Source organism: Enterococcus sp. (assembly GCF_032555305.1).
In the GTDB taxonomy this organism is placed as follows: Bacteria; Bacillota; Bacilli; order Lactobacillales; family Enterococcaceae; genus Enterococcus_A.
On sequence record NZ_JAWGOQ010000001.1, the window covers coordinates 244,187 to 261,696 of the forward strand.

General features: G+C 38.0%; 13 protein-coding genes. All 13 read right to left on the reverse strand.

The annotated features are described in order from the left end of the window. Positions 1–478 precede the first annotated feature (478 nt). Positions 479–4,789, reverse strand: coding sequence for a SpaA isopeptide-forming pilin-related protein (locus tag E6139_RS01210; protein ID WP_316401214.1), 4,311 nt, complete (start codon positions 4,787–4,789; stop codon positions 479–481). Positions 4,790–4,825: 36 nt separating this feature from the next. After that, complete coding sequence (locus tag E6139_RS01215) at positions 4,826–5,641, reverse strand: class C sortase (RefSeq protein ID WP_316401215.1); 816 nt, start codon at positions 5,639–5,641, stop codon at positions 4,826–4,828. Between the two features lie 81 nt (positions 5,642–5,722). Further along, positions 5,723–7,375, reverse strand: coding sequence for a SpaH/EbpB family LPXTG-anchored major pilin (locus E6139_RS01220; protein ID WP_316401216.1), 1,653 nt, complete (start codon positions 7,373–7,375; stop codon positions 5,723–5,725). An 811-nt stretch (positions 7,376–8,186) separates the two neighbouring features. Next, the gene (locus tag E6139_RS01225; protein ID WP_316401217.1) at positions 8,187–8,903 is read right to left on the reverse strand and encodes a sugar transferase; all 717 of its coding nucleotides are present in this window, start codon (positions 8,901–8,903) and stop codon (positions 8,187–8,189) included. A gap of 439 nt (positions 8,904–9,342) precedes the next feature. Further along, entirely contained in the window at positions 9,343–10,131 is a 789-nt protein-coding gene (locus tag E6139_RS01230) for a YveK family protein (protein ID WP_316401218.1), read from the reverse strand. A gap of 13 nt (positions 10,132–10,144) precedes the next feature. After that, the gene (locus E6139_RS01235) at positions 10,145–10,990 is read right to left on the reverse strand and encodes a hypothetical protein (protein WP_316401219.1); all 846 of its coding nucleotides are present in this window, start codon (positions 10,988–10,990) and stop codon (positions 10,145–10,147) included. A 12-nt stretch (positions 10,991–11,002) separates the two neighbouring features. After that, positions 11,003–11,653: a class D sortase gene (locus tag E6139_RS01240; RefSeq protein WP_316401299.1), complete on the reverse strand. Its 651-nt coding sequence runs from the start codon at positions 11,651–11,653 to the stop codon at positions 11,003–11,005. A 25-nt stretch (positions 11,654–11,678) separates the two neighbouring features. After that, a complete protein-coding gene (locus E6139_RS01245; protein WP_316401220.1) occupies positions 11,679–11,900 on the reverse strand; it encodes a hypothetical protein in 222 nt (73 codons plus the stop codon). Positions 11,901–12,503: 603 nt separating this feature from the next. Continuing rightward, positions 12,504–13,067 carry a VanZ family protein gene (locus E6139_RS01250; protein ID WP_316401221.1) on the reverse strand — a complete coding sequence of 188 codons (564 nt, stop codon included), beginning with the start codon at positions 13,065–13,067 and terminating at the stop codon, positions 12,504–12,506. Between the two features lie 139 nt (positions 13,068–13,206). Next, the gene (locus E6139_RS01255) at positions 13,207–14,373 is read right to left on the reverse strand and encodes a nucleotide sugar dehydrogenase (protein ID WP_316401222.1); all 1,167 of its coding nucleotides are present in this window, start codon (positions 14,371–14,373) and stop codon (positions 13,207–13,209) included. An 18-nt stretch (positions 14,374–14,391) separates the two neighbouring features. Further along, a complete protein-coding gene (locus E6139_RS01260; protein ID WP_316401223.1) occupies positions 14,392–15,393 on the reverse strand; it encodes an NAD-dependent epimerase in 1,002 nt (333 codons plus the stop codon). Between the two features lie 11 nt (positions 15,394–15,404). Beyond that, positions 15,405–16,058, reverse strand: a complete 654-nt coding sequence (locus E6139_RS01265; protein WP_316401224.1) for a DUF1919 domain-containing protein — start codon at positions 16,056–16,058, stop codon at positions 15,405–15,407. Positions 16,059–16,070: 12 nt separating this feature from the next. After that, positions 16,071–17,501 (reverse strand): oligosaccharide flippase family protein, encoded by a 1,431-nt coding sequence (locus tag E6139_RS01270; protein WP_316401225.1) that lies wholly within the window; start codon positions 17,499–17,501, stop codon positions 16,071–16,073. Positions 17,502–17,510 lie beyond the last annotated feature (9 nt).

A 17,510-nucleotide genomic window follows, 5' to 3' on the forward strand; every position in this document is an offset into this window, starting at 1 on the left:
ACTCAAAAAAAACGCTCATCCTCAAACACACAAAAAAAACCTTCGCAACATGACCGACTGACCGCACTTCTTACACTATTTGGGACCCGGAATCAATTGTTCGGGATTCCGAGTTACAACTATTTTTTTAAATCATTTTCTATGTACTAAACGTGAATATGAGAATAAAAGTTCTTAGGAACAAATAAATACAGTTTAATATGTATTTACTTACGATGTAATACTGCTTAAATATTCACAAAATAATTAATTGCATGACAAATAAAAAGAATTTATTCCAATTCTTGAACAAAAATGCCGAATGTAATATAACTTTTGTAAGTTAATTTTACTGTTTATTACCTTGTTTTTCAAATTAATTTATTAATATTAAATTAAGTAAATAAAAAAAGTTTTTTATTATGGGTTTTGACGTTTCTAAAGAAAAATAGCACAAAAAAAGAACCAAGCAACGATCATTGCTTGGTCCTATAAGTTTCTAAATTTTGGATTTCATCGGTTTTTTCACTATAGCCATGCCGGCTAATCCGATCAACAAAACACCGATTACTAAGAGCAGCACTCTACCCCATTTTCCAGTGAAAGGTAATGAATGGACACGATAGTTAGGCAAATAATACTTATCATTCTCTACTTTAAAGGCTGGCGGTGACGTATCTTTGCGTGCACGGATCGTGATTTTTTTCTCCGCAGTCGAATCGACTGTGATCACCCAATCACCGTCAGGCAGTTGATAACCCGCCGCTGTTTTAGTTTCCCGCAATAAATAGGTGCCATTCGGTAATTTTTCAAAGGATACTTTTCCAGATAGCGAGCTAGTTACTTCACGATATGGCGTGTCTAAGTCCCAATAACTACCGTCCTTTTCTGTTCCATCGTTGAATTCTACATCACCTTTGGCTTTGTATAGCTTGAAGTCAACATTCGCTAATGCAGCATTATTGTCGTTGACCTTGGTGAATTCAAGATCGGGGTATGGCAGCTGCTTGTTAGTTAATTGATAGGCGTTTAATTTATTATTGGAATCATCGGGGCTAATAAGTGGATGTGGTTGACTATCTCCATGATAGTCCATATAAGTAATCCCATAGTAATTTTGATTTTTTATTTCATTCATATAAAAGTACCAAAATCCTTCTTCCAAATAATAACCTGGATAGGCTTCGACTTCTTGAATCGCATAAGGATGTGCTCCAATGATTGTTTCTTCTAATCCTGTCAAACGTCCTTGTTCATCCGCGTAAAAAATGTAGGAACCATCTTTCGGATTCTTTAACGGGATCCATTTTGTTTCATCCGAAATATCTGGAAATTTTTCTGGACCTAGGCCATCAGCAGCATATTGAAAACGATAATACCGAAAGCCTACTTGAGCTTTGTCTGTTTTCTTTAAAGGAAGTTGAGTTTGGTCATCTGTTTTATATATCTCAAGTCTAGTCTCGTAATCATTTTTTAAGACATGGATATGAGCATCGATGGTTCGTGAACCTGGGTTGTTAGTACCTTTATTCGCGATCCATCCACTATCCCATAATATCCAATAGGCTTGGCTTGGTGTTGGCAGATGATACCCTTTGTACGTACTCGTCTCAACTAAAGCGAATGTCTTGTCCTTTTCTTTAGGAATACCATCGCCGACTAGCTTTCCGTTAGCATCTGTCGTGAGCGTTCCTCTCTTTTTCCAGAAACTGGATTCTCCAGGAGCGACTTCTTCTGGTTTTGGGTCAGGATTCCAATTTCCAACATACTCGTACCAATCAAATTCGACCTTTTTGTCATCGCCAAGCGGATCGCCGTTCATAGTTAATGAAGGCATCGATTTTTTAGCTACATCCTCTTTATAAAATGACCAATAATCATAGTTATTCTTGATGTAGTACTCTTTTTCATTCTGCGGAACCGATGAATTGATCGCGTCGGAATGAGGAGCGCCATTCACTGAGTTTACTCCATTAATATAGGGTGGCACAGAAACAGCCGACACACCCTCACCGAGTTTATCTTTTGTCCAAACGACCCAATACTGATTACTTTCTGGAAGCTTATACCCATCGTACGTTTTAGTTTCGACTAACGCGTAAGTAATCAAGGCTCCGTTATCTTCAGCTAGCGGCAGTGTACTACTACTGATTTTCCCTTCAGAATCAGTAGTAAGCGTTGCTACTTTTTTCCAAACTTTCCCCTCACCACCTGGAAACTCAGTCCCACTCGTTGGAACTATTTTACCTGGAGCATATTCTTCCTTGTATATATCAGACCACCCAACATTATTATACTTATACACATCAAAGGACACTTCTTTCCCCTCACCTAAGGGGTCACCTTTATAGTCGACAGAGGGCATTGGTTTATTGCTTTCATCGTATTTATAAAAATAAAACGGTCTATTTGTTTCATCTTTTACGTAGTACAATCTTAGAACCAGACTGCCATCAGCTTTAACTGTTCCAGTTTTTACAGTATAACTTACTCCTTCATCCAATCGATAACCAGCAAAGGATTTCCCAACTGCCTCAACGTCATCTCCTGTATTCCCATTAAAGTTTTCCTGTAATCGCAGTTCAAAATTACTTTCGGACAAGGAGTCCGCACCTGTTTGAACATAATGCTGAACAGTATACTTCGGTTGTGCGACATTCGTTACATAAACAATCGAACTCTTTCCTGATGAGGGAACGGTGAATGGGTCTGAATAAATTTTCTTATCTTTTTTATCATAATTTGGCGATAATGCAGGGTCATAGCCATCAGGAGCTTCAACTTCAACAAATCGATAAATTCCATCTGGCAAATTAGAAACCTTCGCCCCACCATCCAATTGCCGTTCAACGATGTTCTTTCCTTCCAGAACGTTCACAGTGACAGTACTCGTCGTCACTTCAGAGTCTTGAACGGACTCCCAATTGTCGCCATTCTTTTTTTGCAGCTCAAATTTTGCTCCATTCAAAGGAAGGTTCTTTTCTGTAAACTTAAACAACATCGCTTCATTACTAGATAACTGAACACTGCTATAAGGATTCGTTAGGTAATAATGACCTTCCACTTTCTCAAGAATTGGAAAATCGTCCTCTTCAATTCCTCTATAAGAATGATAGGCAGTGTTTGTTTTCTTTTCGCTGTTTGTCTTAGGCGGATACTGCGCAGTAAAGCTGATTTCAAACGTCGCCACTTGACCACCAAGCACATTATTATCCCCGTAGACTAAAGTAAAGTAAGCTTCCAGTTCATCGCGATCCGCCTCAGTGTAATGTCCATTTCGAATCAATTGTGAAGCTGCCTGCTCAGCAAATGAAAAGACCTTGTCCGTTTTGTTTCCGGCGACTTCTTTATTCGAATCTGTGTATTTTTGATCTGTTAAGTCACTGTACTTTGGCATTGATCCGCCCTTTTTTACATCGCCAAAATAGACCATCAATGATTGTTTATTCGTTTGCTTATCTAGATAGATTCCATATTGATAAGGCTGTGATTTCACTTTTGCGCTAAAAGTCTCCTTGGTGTCAGTACTACTTTGATACAAACGCTTAAAGGAATATTCCTGTTTTGGTAATTGGCGTTCTGAAATAGGATCATTCGCTGTCCGATAAACAGGTCCATTTCCAAAATCTGCCAGAACATACGAGTTGAAAGAAGACAGAGCAGCGACTATCCCACCACGATAGTCAGTCAGCGCATTCGAGGGCAGCTGCATTGGCGCACGAGCACTAGCGATGATCAGCAGACCATTGATATTTACGCCTTCATCCAACGTATCCTCCACATAGATTTCTTCCATATCAGTAACGTGTTCTCCCCAGTCAAAAGCTGGATTTGTAGGATTGTACGCCCATCCATGATTGCTTTTAGCATAGTCGAACTCGTCACCACCCAGTTCTACACTAGCCGGAAGATTTACCGGTATATCGTATTGAATCTGATTGACACTTGCCCCCATCGCATTCTTATAATTCCAACCTGTACTCTTTTCCAATTTATCTTGGCTAAAATCAATCGGCTTTTGCTTACCGCCGAACTCTACCTGCTGGATACCGCCTTTATACGTATAGTTCTTGATCGAATCAAAGCCCGTCGAAATCTCTGTTCCGATATTGGTTCCTTCTAATAATCGAATCCCGTCAGTAAACTGAATACGGATCTGTTCATAATCGATTCCGCCATCATAAGCTTCAATAAACCATTCCGCGAATTTTACTGCTTGTCCGTCTATCTCTGTCATTAATGGCACCGCTTGGGACGAACCGCTCGTTCGCCAAGAACCACTGGCACCATCGCCGTTGCCAGTCGGTCCTTGATTGAAAGGCATTCTGAACGTGACATAGTCTCCTGGAGAAAGAGTCGAGTTTTTTACTTCCCAGGTGAATTTCAGCTCGTAGGTCTCACCGGTTACCGCATGTACCGTTTCAGATACTGGAATATTGTTTTTCAGCAGGTTCCAATCTGTTATTTCCATAATTGGGGTAACATTCGCTCTTGCTTGTCTTTTAGAAGCAGCGACGCTTTCCTCCTCGGAAGAAGTAGTAGATTCTGTTTTCTCTTCCGAAGTAGGCTCTTTTGACTCTTGTTTTTTCATTGACTCAGTAGTTTCAGTGGAAACTTCAGTTGAGCTCTCGGTCGAACCATCTGAACTAGCGAGCTTTTGCAATGGATCTTCGTCCATCAGCTGAGTCGAACTTTCAACAGCAGAATCACTTGATTCTTGTTGTTCAGAAAGCGCGGTAACCGGAAGGAAGTTGAACAAAAGTAAAATAAATACACTTAATTGAGTGATCGCTTTTCTTGTCTTATTCATTTTGTCCTCACTCCTTCACTTTTTCCTGACTGTGCTTCAATGATCCGCCCTCTTATTTCTCCAATAGGTAATGAGGATCAAAACGAGCATAATCGCTGCCGTAATAATTGCGGCCTTCAATAATAGATGTTGTTCTTTGGTTAGCCTTTTCTTCTTCGCGGCTTTTTTTGGCTGATAGGGTACACGTTTTCCCCGAACCAATAGCCGATGAGAATTCACACCATAAGGGGTACAGGTCAATAAAGTCGCGTATTCTTTCCCCTTAACTGCTCTCAACGGTTCTGTGTGTTCCGGTTCGATCACTGAAATCTTGTCAACCTCATAAGCCATCGTGCGATCCAGTACATGGATGTAAAAATGATCGCCTTTTTTTAATTCCGTCAGGTCTGTAAATAGTTTTGCCTGCGTCAGTCCAGTATGAGAAGTCAGTACGGTATGGGTACCTTCTCCGCCGATCGGCAAAGCCGAACCTTCCAGATGTCCCACCGCTTTTCTAATCACACTTTCCTTCGTTCCATGATAGATTGGCAGCTTCACATCAATACTAGGAATCTCGATGCGGCCCATCGTTCCGCCGACATTCAAAACCTGATAATAGTTATCCGGCATCACGATTCCTGATCCCGGAATAAACGGATCATGGGCAGGTTGTCCAAGTAGATTTTCATTGTAGATTTGCGCCTGTTGAAACAGCTCCGCGATTTCCTCAGATGTCAGCTTATCCGCTTCTTTTTTGTAATTGTCCATGACTTGCGTCGCATTTTTCTGATTCAGATAATTTCCGATAAAAGGATAAGCGATGATGCCGATCCCAGCCGTCAATAAAAGAACAATCAAAATGACTCGTTTCATCGCGGCTCTCCTTTTTCATATAAATAAAATCCTTCTATGTACGTAAAAGCCGAGTATCACTCGGCTTTCAGTTGTTTCTTATTAAGCAGTTTTCTTCTTTTTGTTCATGGTCAAGATGATCGCTAGACCGATCAAGATGATACCGACAACGACTAGTAGGATCGTTCCTACGCCACCTGTGTTAGGGAGGGTGAAGCCTTTTTTGTTCTCAATTTTTTTGAGATGGATGTGCTTATTATTGTTGTCGTCTTCAGTGAAAGTCACTTCTAAAGGTCCGTCCAGCAGGTTATACCCTTCTGGTGCTTTTGTTTCGACTAGGTAATAAGTTTCGAAGTCTTTTATACTTCCTGTTTCGGTATAAGTCTTCAACCCTTCAAAAGATGTTACGTAAAATGTATCACCCACTAGACCCAGCGCTTCGCCAGTATCTGCTTGCGATGGTAAGGCTACCCAGTTAACTGCCCCTTGTGTACCTGCGGGAACGATTTTCTTGATAAATATATTTTGTGGATCTGTCTCATCTAATATAACTTGTAAGTAATTTCCAGCTTTAGCATCCTGCTCACTGGCTGCTAATTGGAATTGTGCACTTTCTGTAATAGCTTCAGTTCCTGAGTAGGTTTTATCAATTTTGATTTCACCAGTATGGATTGTCGCAGTCGGTGTTTGGTCAGTATCTGTTTTTGAATCATTGGTAAATTCAATCGTTGCTTCATTATTGATATTATTTTCATCGTCAGTATCAATATTGCCATTCACTGTTGTCTCAAAAAAAACAGATAGTTTCACTACGGATTTATTATTTGCCAACTTAGTAATTCCGTCTGCTTTTAATTCTACTGTAACTGTTCCGCCTCCTGTATTATCTGTTGGAGTATTTAATTCGTAATCATCATCCTTATCCAAAATAAAAAGAGAATTCCCAGAACTATCGAGCGCTTCTACTACTAAATTTCCAGCATAGTTTAAACGTTTATCTAAAATATCAATAATATTGAACTTCGTGTATGATCCAATATCAGATGGAACATTTACTGTAATCGTCCATTCAACTTTATCCCCCACATTAACTGAAGGAACACTTGGCTTTTTCTCAGGGTTCAATCCTTGGTTTTTCGGATAGACATGGACGTCATCATTCCAGTCAGTACCGTCAGCATTCGTCATTGGTACCGCCACGATAAATGGTTTAGAAGCAGATGTAATTGTTTTTTCGGAATTGCCGTCTCCTTGTACTTCATAATTAGGTGATTCGGCTAAGTTTTCTTCTACATAATAATAGCCAGCCGCTAAATTCGAGTATTTCAATACTCCGTCTGCATCTGTCTTTCCATTTGCGCCACTATCAGATTCTCTTAAAGCTAATGAATACTTATGCTCTGTACTGTCTTTTTTAACTGTCAATTCAGTGCCATTTCTTGAATACGTCCAATCATCTTTATCTGATGGAGGTGTATCAGGTGCATCGGCAATTTTCGTTAATTGATACACATCGAATTGAATTCCTTTTACCGCGGGGTTACTAGGAGTTGGAGCCATTATTCCCCCAGTACCTTCTTCACCAACATCTGCTGCTGTTTCCGCCCAATGTTTATGAATCGTCAAATCTCCATCGGTTGGTTTTGCGCCTGGCGTCGGTATAGGTTCTGTTTCCGCAAACACCGAAGCAGCCCCGCCTAACGTTGTTGCCAAAATGAATAATAGCGCAATTATCTTACTTAATTTTTTTCTCATCTTCTTTCCCCTTCTCTCGAAATTTTTGATTCTGCGAAGACTCTCCACAGAACGAAATTAACCAAAAAACAAGCTCACTTATTCATGGTGCCTTTTTATAGATCATAAGATCTGAATGACAACGGACTGTCAGCTCATTTCCCGATGTCATACTTGCTATCGGGATAACTTTCCTCACAGATTCTGTGTCGATTATGCCCTGACTATTATCTTGGTTTTCCCCCAGCCTCCAACCTTACATCTCTTTCTAGCGACAAACCACTTTTGTTCATCGTTTCACCTATAGTACTAAGATAGTTTTCTCATGTTTTAAACGAATAAAATCATCTTCTTACTCGCTAATTGAAACCGCCTCCTTCCTTTTACCCATCCCTTTTGTCTTTTTTTAAAGAAAAAGAATTCACATTACAAAAACAGTAACTTATTAGTATGCAAAGAGAATTTATTAATTAAAATATGACTTTTGTAATTTAATTTTACTATTATTTATTTAATAATTCAAACCTTTTATAGTTTTTTGACAAAGAAAAATTAAATTGGTACTATTTGTTACACAAACTTTATTGAATATTCAGAAAATAAGTAATATAAATTAAAAAACAGCTAGAGAGAATTCTTCTAGCTGTTTTTATGCATTTTGCACTATTCTTTTTTATATTTTATAAACAAAATAAATAAACCATCTGATGATCACTGAATTTTTGTGATACGTATAATTTAACGAAAGTTTCTATGTAAATCGAAAATGGCCGTTTTTTAACAAAACTTTCGTTATTTAAACTTTTAGAAAAACTTAAGAATAACCATGACGCTAATAGGCACCATCCGATTTTAGCATGACCTTGATTGTCTTGATAATCAACGAGATATCCAGTTTCAAACTTCGATTCTGGATGTAATCAATATCAAACTCCACCATCTCATCAAAATCAACGTCATTCCGTCCGCTGACCTGCCATAGTCCCGAGCAACCGGGCTTCACTAGCAGGCGTTGCATGTCGAACTGTGTATATTCCGCGACTTCTCTTTGTAATGGTGGTCGTGGGCCAATCAGACTCATGTCCCCTTTGATGACATTGATCAGCTGAGGAAGCTCGTCCAGACTCGTGCGGCGAATAAACTTGCCAAACTCGGTGATTCTGGGATCCTCTTTGATTTTGAACATCGCGCCCTTGAGCTCATTCTTATCAAGGAGTTCACCTAGCTGCTCTTCCGCATCAGGACACATGGAACGAAACTTATACATCGTAAATAATTTACCATTTCGGCCAACCCATTTTTGCGCAAAAATCACCGAGCAATTTGGTTCCTCTCGATGGATTTTATAGGCTACCCATAACAGGACTGGCGAAATAACGATGAAGCCAGCACATGCTAATATGAAATCCATGATTCGTTTAACCAACTCGTACACAGTTTGCTCCTCGATCCTTGTTTTATCCAACCAATTTCCTTGCGACTGCTCCTGCTCGACATAAATACTGTTTTTCAAACTACTCATGTTCCAAAAGGTCTTTTCACTTTTCATAACTAGTTCCTCCAACAATTTAATCATTAAAAGAAATAAAAGCGTGTTTCTTCAATAGTCGAATACGCTCATCTGGCAACTAAATCTCTGCAATTAGCTGACAGCCACTACTTTGATCACACTTAGACAAAATCAACCACTTATCCACACACCTATAACAGCAATAGGAGTTTGCTTTTTGCCCCCTGCCGCTATCAGTGACATCGGTTTTTCGGTCTACATCTAACAGCTTCGTTGTTCGTTCTCAAACGCTGTCAACAAGAGGCGGCATGTCGATTAAGATCAAATAAAAAGATTCGATCATTTGAACTTACATACTTCAGACAAATTTTTGGGAAAAGGAGAGAGCATCGAAATCAAATCGACTAGTACAATGCTTTCTTCATTCACTAACATCCAATGCCTTCTTTCTCTCCTTAGGACGTACGATCAATTAAAGCTAAACTCGTCTGCGTTTCCGCTGCGGCACCCGCGTTCCCCATGTTTCTTGTCGTGTCTCTTCTTGTGCAGTCACGACGATCCGGCGGCTGCGAACGAGTTCCTTTGGATTGATCTGAGAAACTTGCCCAAGTACCGGCAGTCCCAATGCTTCCTTGATATAGCGCTCGTCCTTGACTGTCTTATCCACCAGCTCGATCAGGAAGGCTAAGCCAACCCCGATCATCAGGCCCAACATAGCTCCGATCAGAAGGTTCAGCTTGTTATTGGGAAAGATTGATTTTGACGAGACGACTGCTTCTGAAGTAATCGTCACCTTATTGACCGCTAAGACTTCCTCCGCCTTCTTTTGGAAAGTCTTAGCTGTGACATTAGCGATCATGGCTGCTTTGCGTGGTTCAGGAGAAGTCGCGATGATCTGGAACATTTGCGAGTTTTGAGCCTGCTCAACCTCCAGCATTTCTTTCAACGCACCGTTACTGTAAACATATTGATAGTCATCCTGCAGCTTCTTCTGGACTGCATCGATGACGAGATCACTTTTGATCATATCTTTGTAAGTATTAATCAACAGAACATTTCCATTAATATCATTTTGCAGATTGCCACTGGCGCCTTCCGTCTGCTTGCTTTGCACGATCAACTGTGCGGCTGAGTTATAACGCGGCGTAATCAGGAAAAAAGTCACTCCCGCTGCCAGTCCGATCCCAGCGACCATCGTTAAAATAATCCATGCGGCTTTCTTTTTCAAAATCTGAAGCATTTCCTCTAAGTTGGTTGTCTCTTCCATCGTTTGCCTCCCACTATTGAATATTGAATATCTTTCGATCACGCATTCTTTCACTGATAATGACCAGCAGTACCGCAATTGCGATCGCTGCCAAGCCAACAAATACAAAACTCAAATCAAAGGTCGTGACATACGAGGTCACAAACCGATATAACCCTTCCGAGGTGATCCCCAGCCGATTGATCACACCGCTGAAATAGATGATTGCGGGCAAAACCACCAGCATCAAGCCCGCACCTAAGAAGGTAATACTGCTCCAACGAACGCGCTGATGCTTCAGCTTGACCATCAATAGCAGCAACGTGAAGGTTAGAACAAAGCCTGCCCCTACGACAAGTAGAATCAAGTTCAAGGAGGACTTGAAGCTCATGACCTTCTGCCCGTAGCTCATTAAATAAGGAATCTCGATATAAGAAGAAAAATTCTTGGTGGCGGTATTCGCTAAGTTTTCCAGATTCTTCTGGGTTCCCTCATCGATTGGGATATTTTTCTGCTGCGCATACTGCTGGACATTGTTTATAATATTTTCTTTGATTTGATCCTCCCCCTGCAGCTGGAAAGGCACATCCTGGTAGATTCCACGGATGTAATTCTCCACATTGGTCGCCACCATCTTTTCCGTTACAACATCGCTTAAGACCTCCGGCGGGATGTTGCTGCCCCGACCTAAGTCTTGAATACTTTCCGTCACATCTTTTCGGATCGTCTCGATGTACTTCGCATCATGGACCTGCTTGATCATAAAGTTCTGATTAAACAAGGTCAGGCGAATACAGACCAGTGCACCAATCGCAAAAAGGAGCAGCGAGCCGATAAACGCCAAGATCCAGCGTGGAATATTTCGTGTCATTTGATTCATACCTGCTCCCTCCTACTCATTGCCATTGATCACTGGACCAGCTTCATATTCGCCAATAATGAACAGCCGTTGATCCGTCATCCCCAAGCTATCCAGCGGATAACAGGTATAGAGAATGATGCGCCGATCGTTTCGTTGATAGATCATCTGATCGATCTCTTTGTCTTTCTTATCTTTGACGCCTCTTTGTGTGACACGATACGTATAATTTCCATAAGTCGTCTGGATCTCAATCCTATCACCGACGGGCACTGCACCCAGCTTGCCGAAATCATCGACATTATGCCCGCCGATCAGCGACGTCCCGATCTCACCAGGATAGACCGAACCCATGAACTGCCCAGCACCTTTACGCAGAATCTCTTCGGTGTCTCCGAAATAGAGCGGTACACTCAATTGAATACTGTTGATCTTTACTTTCCCGAAGAGCTGACCGCCCACCGGATAATCCACCTTTGTCGATGGCAGCTCCTTCTTCTCATTGGTCGCGAGCTTCTCATTATCCACCGGCTTAAACGACTGCTCCGCCGCCTCGAAAGTCGGCGTATCGGTTAATAGAAACAGCTGGATAGACGAAGAGACAAATTGAATGACCGGTCTCCCCACGAGATAGATCAAAGAATACCCGCAAATCAAAAAGATGATCGGAGCGATCACAATCATGGCAACTCTTTTCAGCCTCGAAGTTCTATACACGTTCCCTACCTCCTACTACATAATCCTCATTCCTAACTAGTAAACACCGTGTGAAGGAAATAGCAGGAAGCAAAGCTGCTCCAATGTTTTGTTTTATCCACCCAAATAAACTCCTTTGTCCACCAGCAATAATAGCCCCCTCCGCACGAACCTTCAGCACAGCAGAAAAGACTATAACGACGAAACCGATGAACTTGCTAACAATTTTTTTCACCAACATTCCCCCTTCACGAACTTCAACGTTTAATTACAATAAAAATAATGTTTTAGATGATAATAGTATACTTTTTAATCAACTTAAAAACAATCCGATTTATAAATAATATTTCATCAGACGAAATCAATCTCGAAAACGATAAATATAAATATAATCGATGTAAACTATTTATTTATTACCAAGAATCCCATGATTGACCGCTAAAGCTAAAAAGTTTATGGAATTAATTAAAAGCCCACATTGTTTAACTCGTTTTTTATTAAAATAGTTCATTTATTAACTGATAATGTAAGCGTATTTTTCTTGTTAAATTTTCTTTCAATCACTCACCATACATTGATTGAGAATCACCATTGATACCTGATGCACAAAAAAAGACCTTTGTTCCAGTGAACTCATGAGAAAAGTCATGATCACTAGACCAAAGGCCTTTTTATTTACAGATTTTTAGAACAGATAGACCACACATTTAAAGTACGGCTAAAAGGAAAATCACTGGGTTACCTGTTTAATGAATAATCCTTTCTTGAAAAACACGGGATAAATAAAAAGCAGATCAACCATCCTGAATAACCGGATGACCAATCTGCGTAGAATAGCTTATGCCATTCGTTTTTTCATTTGTCTACAGAACATATACCCGATCAGACAGCCAGTAAAGTTGGTGATAATATCCCAAATATCAAAGGTGCCGATGTAAAAGACATATTGGATCGTCTCGATCCCGACGATCGTAATCAGCGCGATCACTGCCGTCTCCAGTGGCTTCGCTCGCAGACCGTATAAACAGCCTAATGGGATAAAATACCCGGTGTTCAGTATCAACTCGTTGATTTGCTGCCCATTATTCAAATACAACTCAAAAGGATTCAAATTGAACGAATGATAAGCCCGTGCCTTCGTAAAGAGCATGATGAACAGCAACAAAAAGTAGCAGCTATAGAACAGATACATATAGATATTCCACAGCTTCCGCTGCTCCCACTGCCAATAGAATAGCCATAAACTCAAGAAGATGAATAGCCACAAAGCCTCATCCGTATATTCAAATCGCTGCGCCATCGAATCTATGCGGGGATAATTCTGCAAAGTTGGCATGACCAAATAATAGACCATTCCATAGCTCAATATAAAAGAAATAATACCTGCAATGATTTTCTTCATTTGATCCCCTTCTCGTTGTCCTTATAGCAGATAATTATAGCGAAAGATTGGTTAGGGTTCATTAGAAAAGGAATGTTGAAAGAAAAGCTTAAAGAAAAAACCAGAGATCCAACCTCTGGTTTTAATCAAATACTGATAGTTAATCTCTTCCAAATATATCTCTTGTATAAACCTTTTCTTCTACAGCCTGAAGTTCAGGCTCAAAGCGATTGGAGACAATAACATCAGAAATATTCTTAAATTCCTCAAAATCTTTTATAACTTTTGATTTGAAGAATTCCTCACCCTTTAGCGTAGGTTCGAACACCACTACTTCTATTCCCTTAGCCTTCAAACGCTTCATTACACCTTGAATCGAAGAGTATCGGAAATTGTCTGAGTTTGCCTTCATGGTCAGTCGATAGATTCCCACAACTTTTGGATCTTTTGCCAAAATCTGTTCAGCAATAAAATCTTTACGAGTTGTATTTGCTTCTACGATAGCACCAATAATATTACTAGGAACATCTTCATAATTCGCACGCAGTTGTTTCGTATCTTTCGGTAAACAATAACCACCATAACCAAATGAAGGGTTGTTGTAGTGCGAACCAATTCTCGGATCCAATCCAACGCCTTCAATTATTTGTTTAGAGTTCAAACTTCTTGATTCAGCATAGGTATCCAACTCATTGAAATAGGCCACACGTAAAGCAAGATAGGTATTCGAAAACAATTTAATGGCTTCAGCTTCTGTAGAATGTGTTAGCAACACTGGAACATCTTTATCATGTGCATTCTCTAAAAACATATTGGCGATCTCTTGTCCACGTTCAGAACACTCACCAACAATGATTCTCGATGGATGTAGATTATCATAAAGTGCTCTGCCTTCTCTTAAAAATTCAGGTGAGAAAATGATATTGTCAGTACCGTATTTTTCTTTTAACTCTTCCGTGTATCCAACTGGAACTGTTGATTTAATGATAAACGTTGCATCAGGGCGAATAGCCAATGCTTTTTCTATTACTTCTTCAACTGTAGATGTATTGAAATAATTCTTCTTTTCATCGTAATCAGTTGGAGTAGCTATGATTAAATAATCACTAAACTTTACAGAATCAATAAAGTTTGGTGTGAAATCTACATTCAAATCATTTCGATTCAGAAATTTTTGAATTTCTTTATCTTCAATAGGAGATTTTTTTTCCTGTAGCATATCGATTTTTTTTTTTACTATATCATATGCTTTCACATGTTCATTCTGAGCTAATAATAAAGTATTCGCTAAACCTACGTATCCTAGTCCAAAAATTGAAACATTCATCTTATTTTCCCACTATCCCTAAATTTTATAATAACTCTTATACCAATGTACAAATTTTTTTAAACCCTCATCTAAGCTAGTTGTCGGTTTGAATCCAATATCTCGTTCTAAATCAGATACATCTGCAAAAGTTTTTTGAACATCGCCTAATTGCATAGGTTTAAAATTTTTTTTAGCTACTATCCCTAAATGTTTTTCCAATATTTCAATAAATTCCAATAATCTGATGGGCTGATTATTTCCAATATTATATATTCGATACGGTGCCCAACTAGTAGAAATCTGATCTTCAGACCAATTTGGATTTTCTATTGGTGGCTTGTCAATTAAACGAATTATTCCTTGAACTATATCATCCACGTAAGTAAAATCTCTCATCATGTCTCCATTATTAAAAACATCTATCGGTTCATTCTGTACTATTTTATTAGTAAAACTGAAATAAGCCATATCTGGTCGTCCCATAGGACCGTAAACTGTAAAAAAACGTAATCCAGTAGTAGGTATTTTGTAAAGGTTTGAATATGTATGAGCCATTAACTCATTTGATTTTTTTGTAGCTGCATACAAGGAAACCGGGTGATCCACATTATCATTAGTTGAAAATGGGATTTTTTTATTACCACCATAAACTGAACTGGAGGATGCATATATCAGGTGTTCTACGGGATTAGACCTACACCCTTCCAAGATATTCATCATTCCGATAATATTTGAGTCTATATAGGCATATGGGTTTTCAATGGAATATCTAACTCCTGCCTGAGCACCTAAATGAATTACAACATCAAATTTTTCTTCTAAGAAAAGAGCAGATATTGCTTCCTTATCAGCAAGATCCATTTTAAAAAAACGAAAATTCTTCATTTTATTCAGCATTGAAAGTCTTTCTAGTTTTAAAGATACGTCATAATAATCATTTATATTATCTATACCTACTATTAAATTATCCGAATTAGAAAAAAATTGAATCAATCTAGAGCCAATAAAACCAGCAGCTCCTGTTACTAGTATTTTCAATTTAAACACCTCTACGCTTTATTAATAAATTCGATTAAGTTAAATTTTTTTGTTTTAACTCTAGGTTCATCATTAATGTCTATATCTTTTCTTACATCATATTTAATAGGCATTATCACGCTCTTTCCTTCATAAATCGAGGAACATGTAAAACAAATTTTATTCTTAAAATTAAGATTTTCAAAGTCTTTCAGATTTTTTGAAGAAAAATTATTTTGCTCACTCATTTTAACTATCATATTTTCGAAATTTACTCTTTTCTTTCTCCTATCCCATTTCTCCTTAGCTTCTTTTTCTGTCTGATAATGGAGCATGAAAATCTCTATTACATTGTCCTTGTATTTTAGCTGCATAATAGGACAATTTATATCTTTCTTTTTTTCTAAAAAATAAGAATTCCACTTCGACTCATTAAAAGAGATAAATTCTTCTTCAGCTTTTAAAAAATCAGGTAAGTATTTTAAAAAAATAATGTAGTCGTCGGACATAAAGAAGCAGCCTACTGTTGGAGAATTATATCTCAGATTGTATGTTTTACTTACCATTCCTCCCCAACAATTATTTGAAATTAAAGTAATATTTGGATTTGAAATTTTCCTTTTTCTTATTTTAGCTGTACGGTAAAGATAATAATTTTTTACTTTGTTTTTTAGAATTTTTCCCATTTCCAATCCCCACTAACCAATATTAAGTTTTTTTATCTTATCCATAAATTGAATTGGTGTTAACTTCATCAACAGTGTTAATACAATATAAATAATCGATCCTAGTACCAGCTGGATAATATTGGTCGAAAAACTTGCTGACAAACTTTGGGTTACAATTTTGATTATCACATACATTACAAAACCGCATATTGATAGCTTGATAAAAACTTTATGATCCAATCTAAATTCTTTAGTACGATACAAACTAAATAATCTTGTCACTAGAACAAAGAATTCTGCGCAAATATATGCAAAAACCGAAGCATAAATTCCGACTTTTGCTAGAAATATGACATTGATGAAAATACTTATTATGGCACCATAAATCGCTGATCTATTATATAAATTCGTATTTCCTAAAGGCAATAGGTATTGTCTGGCAATGCTTCCAGCTAATGGATTTACAATTATCAAAACTGAAAAAAGAGGAATCAGATTATTTACAAATTCAAATTTAGGACCAAGAAACCAAGGAACTAACTTATCATAAATACTAAGAATTCCAAAAAAAAGAGCAATGGAAAAATAAAACTGTATATTGCAGAAATTTTTCAAATACTTCAAGATAGTTTTTTCAGAATTATTTACTGATATAGCACTTATTTTAGGTAGTAAAACTGTATCAATAGTAGATAATAGTGTTATAAAAACTGTGTTCAATGTCAATGAATTTGAATAATACCCCACAGCTGTAGCACCTACTGTCAATCCGAGTAGTGTTTTATTCAAATTAGAGTAGAACATTACTGAGATTTGTGGCAGAAAAAAAGAAAGACTATTAAAAAAATGAGTTTTCAAAGCACTCATCTTAATACTTCTCCATTGAAACTTAACATGTTTTCTAACAAATATTAAAATCATAATAGAAGGTAATGTCAGGCCTAATGCTTGACTTAAAACATAAAAAACTAAATCTGATGGCTGTTTCACAAATAAAACAACAATAATTAACACAATAAATTGAGCGATTGAATTAGATAAACTAATAAATTTAAACTTTTCAATTCCCATAAAGTACCATGAAACGTCTAATAGAACAGCAAATATTGTCATAGATTGAATTAATAATATTTTTGTATTATTCGATAAGATAGCTACTAAAAAAAATATAATAATGGAGAAAAATGAAACTAGCATTTTCATAGTGAAGATTTCCGAAAACAGTACATTTGAATCTTCACCTTTCATTTTACAAATAGCAATTTCACGACTTCCATACAAGGCTACGCCTAAACCGGCAAATAGAACAAAGTATTGAGCAATAGAGTATGTGTAATTATATACGCCTATTCCATAAGGACCTAATGCTTTCGAGGCGATAGGTAGAGTAATTATGGGAATCACTATTTTAGATAATTGGAAAATGCCTTGATACGCAAAATTTTTAATAATATTTTTCATTTACTCACA

What these genes read in the sequence shown, in the direction of transcription:
- E6139_RS01210 (WP_316401214.1), bottom strand. Translation starts at nt 4,789, where the DNA reads ATGAATAAGACAAGAAAAGCGATCACTCAATTAAGTGTATTTATTTTA.
- E6139_RS01215 (WP_316401215.1), bottom strand. Translation starts at nt 5,641, where the DNA reads ATGAAACGAGTCATTTTGATTGTTCTTTTATTGACGGCTGGGATCGGC.
- E6139_RS01220 (WP_316401216.1), bottom strand. Translation starts at nt 7,375, where the DNA reads ATGAGAAAAAAATTAAGTAAGATAATTGCGCTATTATTCATTTTGGCA.
- E6139_RS01225 (WP_316401217.1), bottom strand. Translation starts at nt 8,903, where the DNA reads ATGAAAAGTGAAAAGACCTTTTGGAACATGAGTAGTTTGAAAAACAGT.
- E6139_RS01230 (WP_316401218.1), bottom strand. Translation starts at nt 10,131, where the DNA reads ATGGAAGAGACAACCAACTTAGAGGAAATGCTTCAGATTTTGAAAAAG.
- E6139_RS01235 (WP_316401219.1), bottom strand. Translation starts at nt 10,990, where the DNA reads ATGAATCAAATGACACGAAATATTCCACGCTGGATCTTGGCGTTTATC.
- E6139_RS01240 (WP_316401299.1), bottom strand. Translation starts at nt 11,653, where the DNA reads ATGATTGTGATCGCTCCGATCATCTTTTTGATTTGCGGGTATTCTTTG.
- E6139_RS01250 (WP_316401221.1), bottom strand. Translation starts at nt 13,067, where the DNA reads ATGAAGAAAATCATTGCAGGTATTATTTCTTTTATATTGAGCTATGGA.
- E6139_RS01255 (WP_316401222.1), bottom strand. Translation starts at nt 14,373, where the DNA reads ATGAATGTTTCAATTTTTGGACTAGGATACGTAGGTTTAGCGAATACT.
- E6139_RS01265 (WP_316401224.1), bottom strand. Translation starts at nt 16,058, where the DNA reads ATGGGAAAAATTCTAAAAAACAAAGTAAAAAATTATTATCTTTACCGT.
- E6139_RS01270 (WP_316401225.1), bottom strand. Translation starts at nt 17,501, where the DNA reads ATGAAAAATATTATTAAAAATTTTGCGTATCAAGGCATTTTCCAATTA.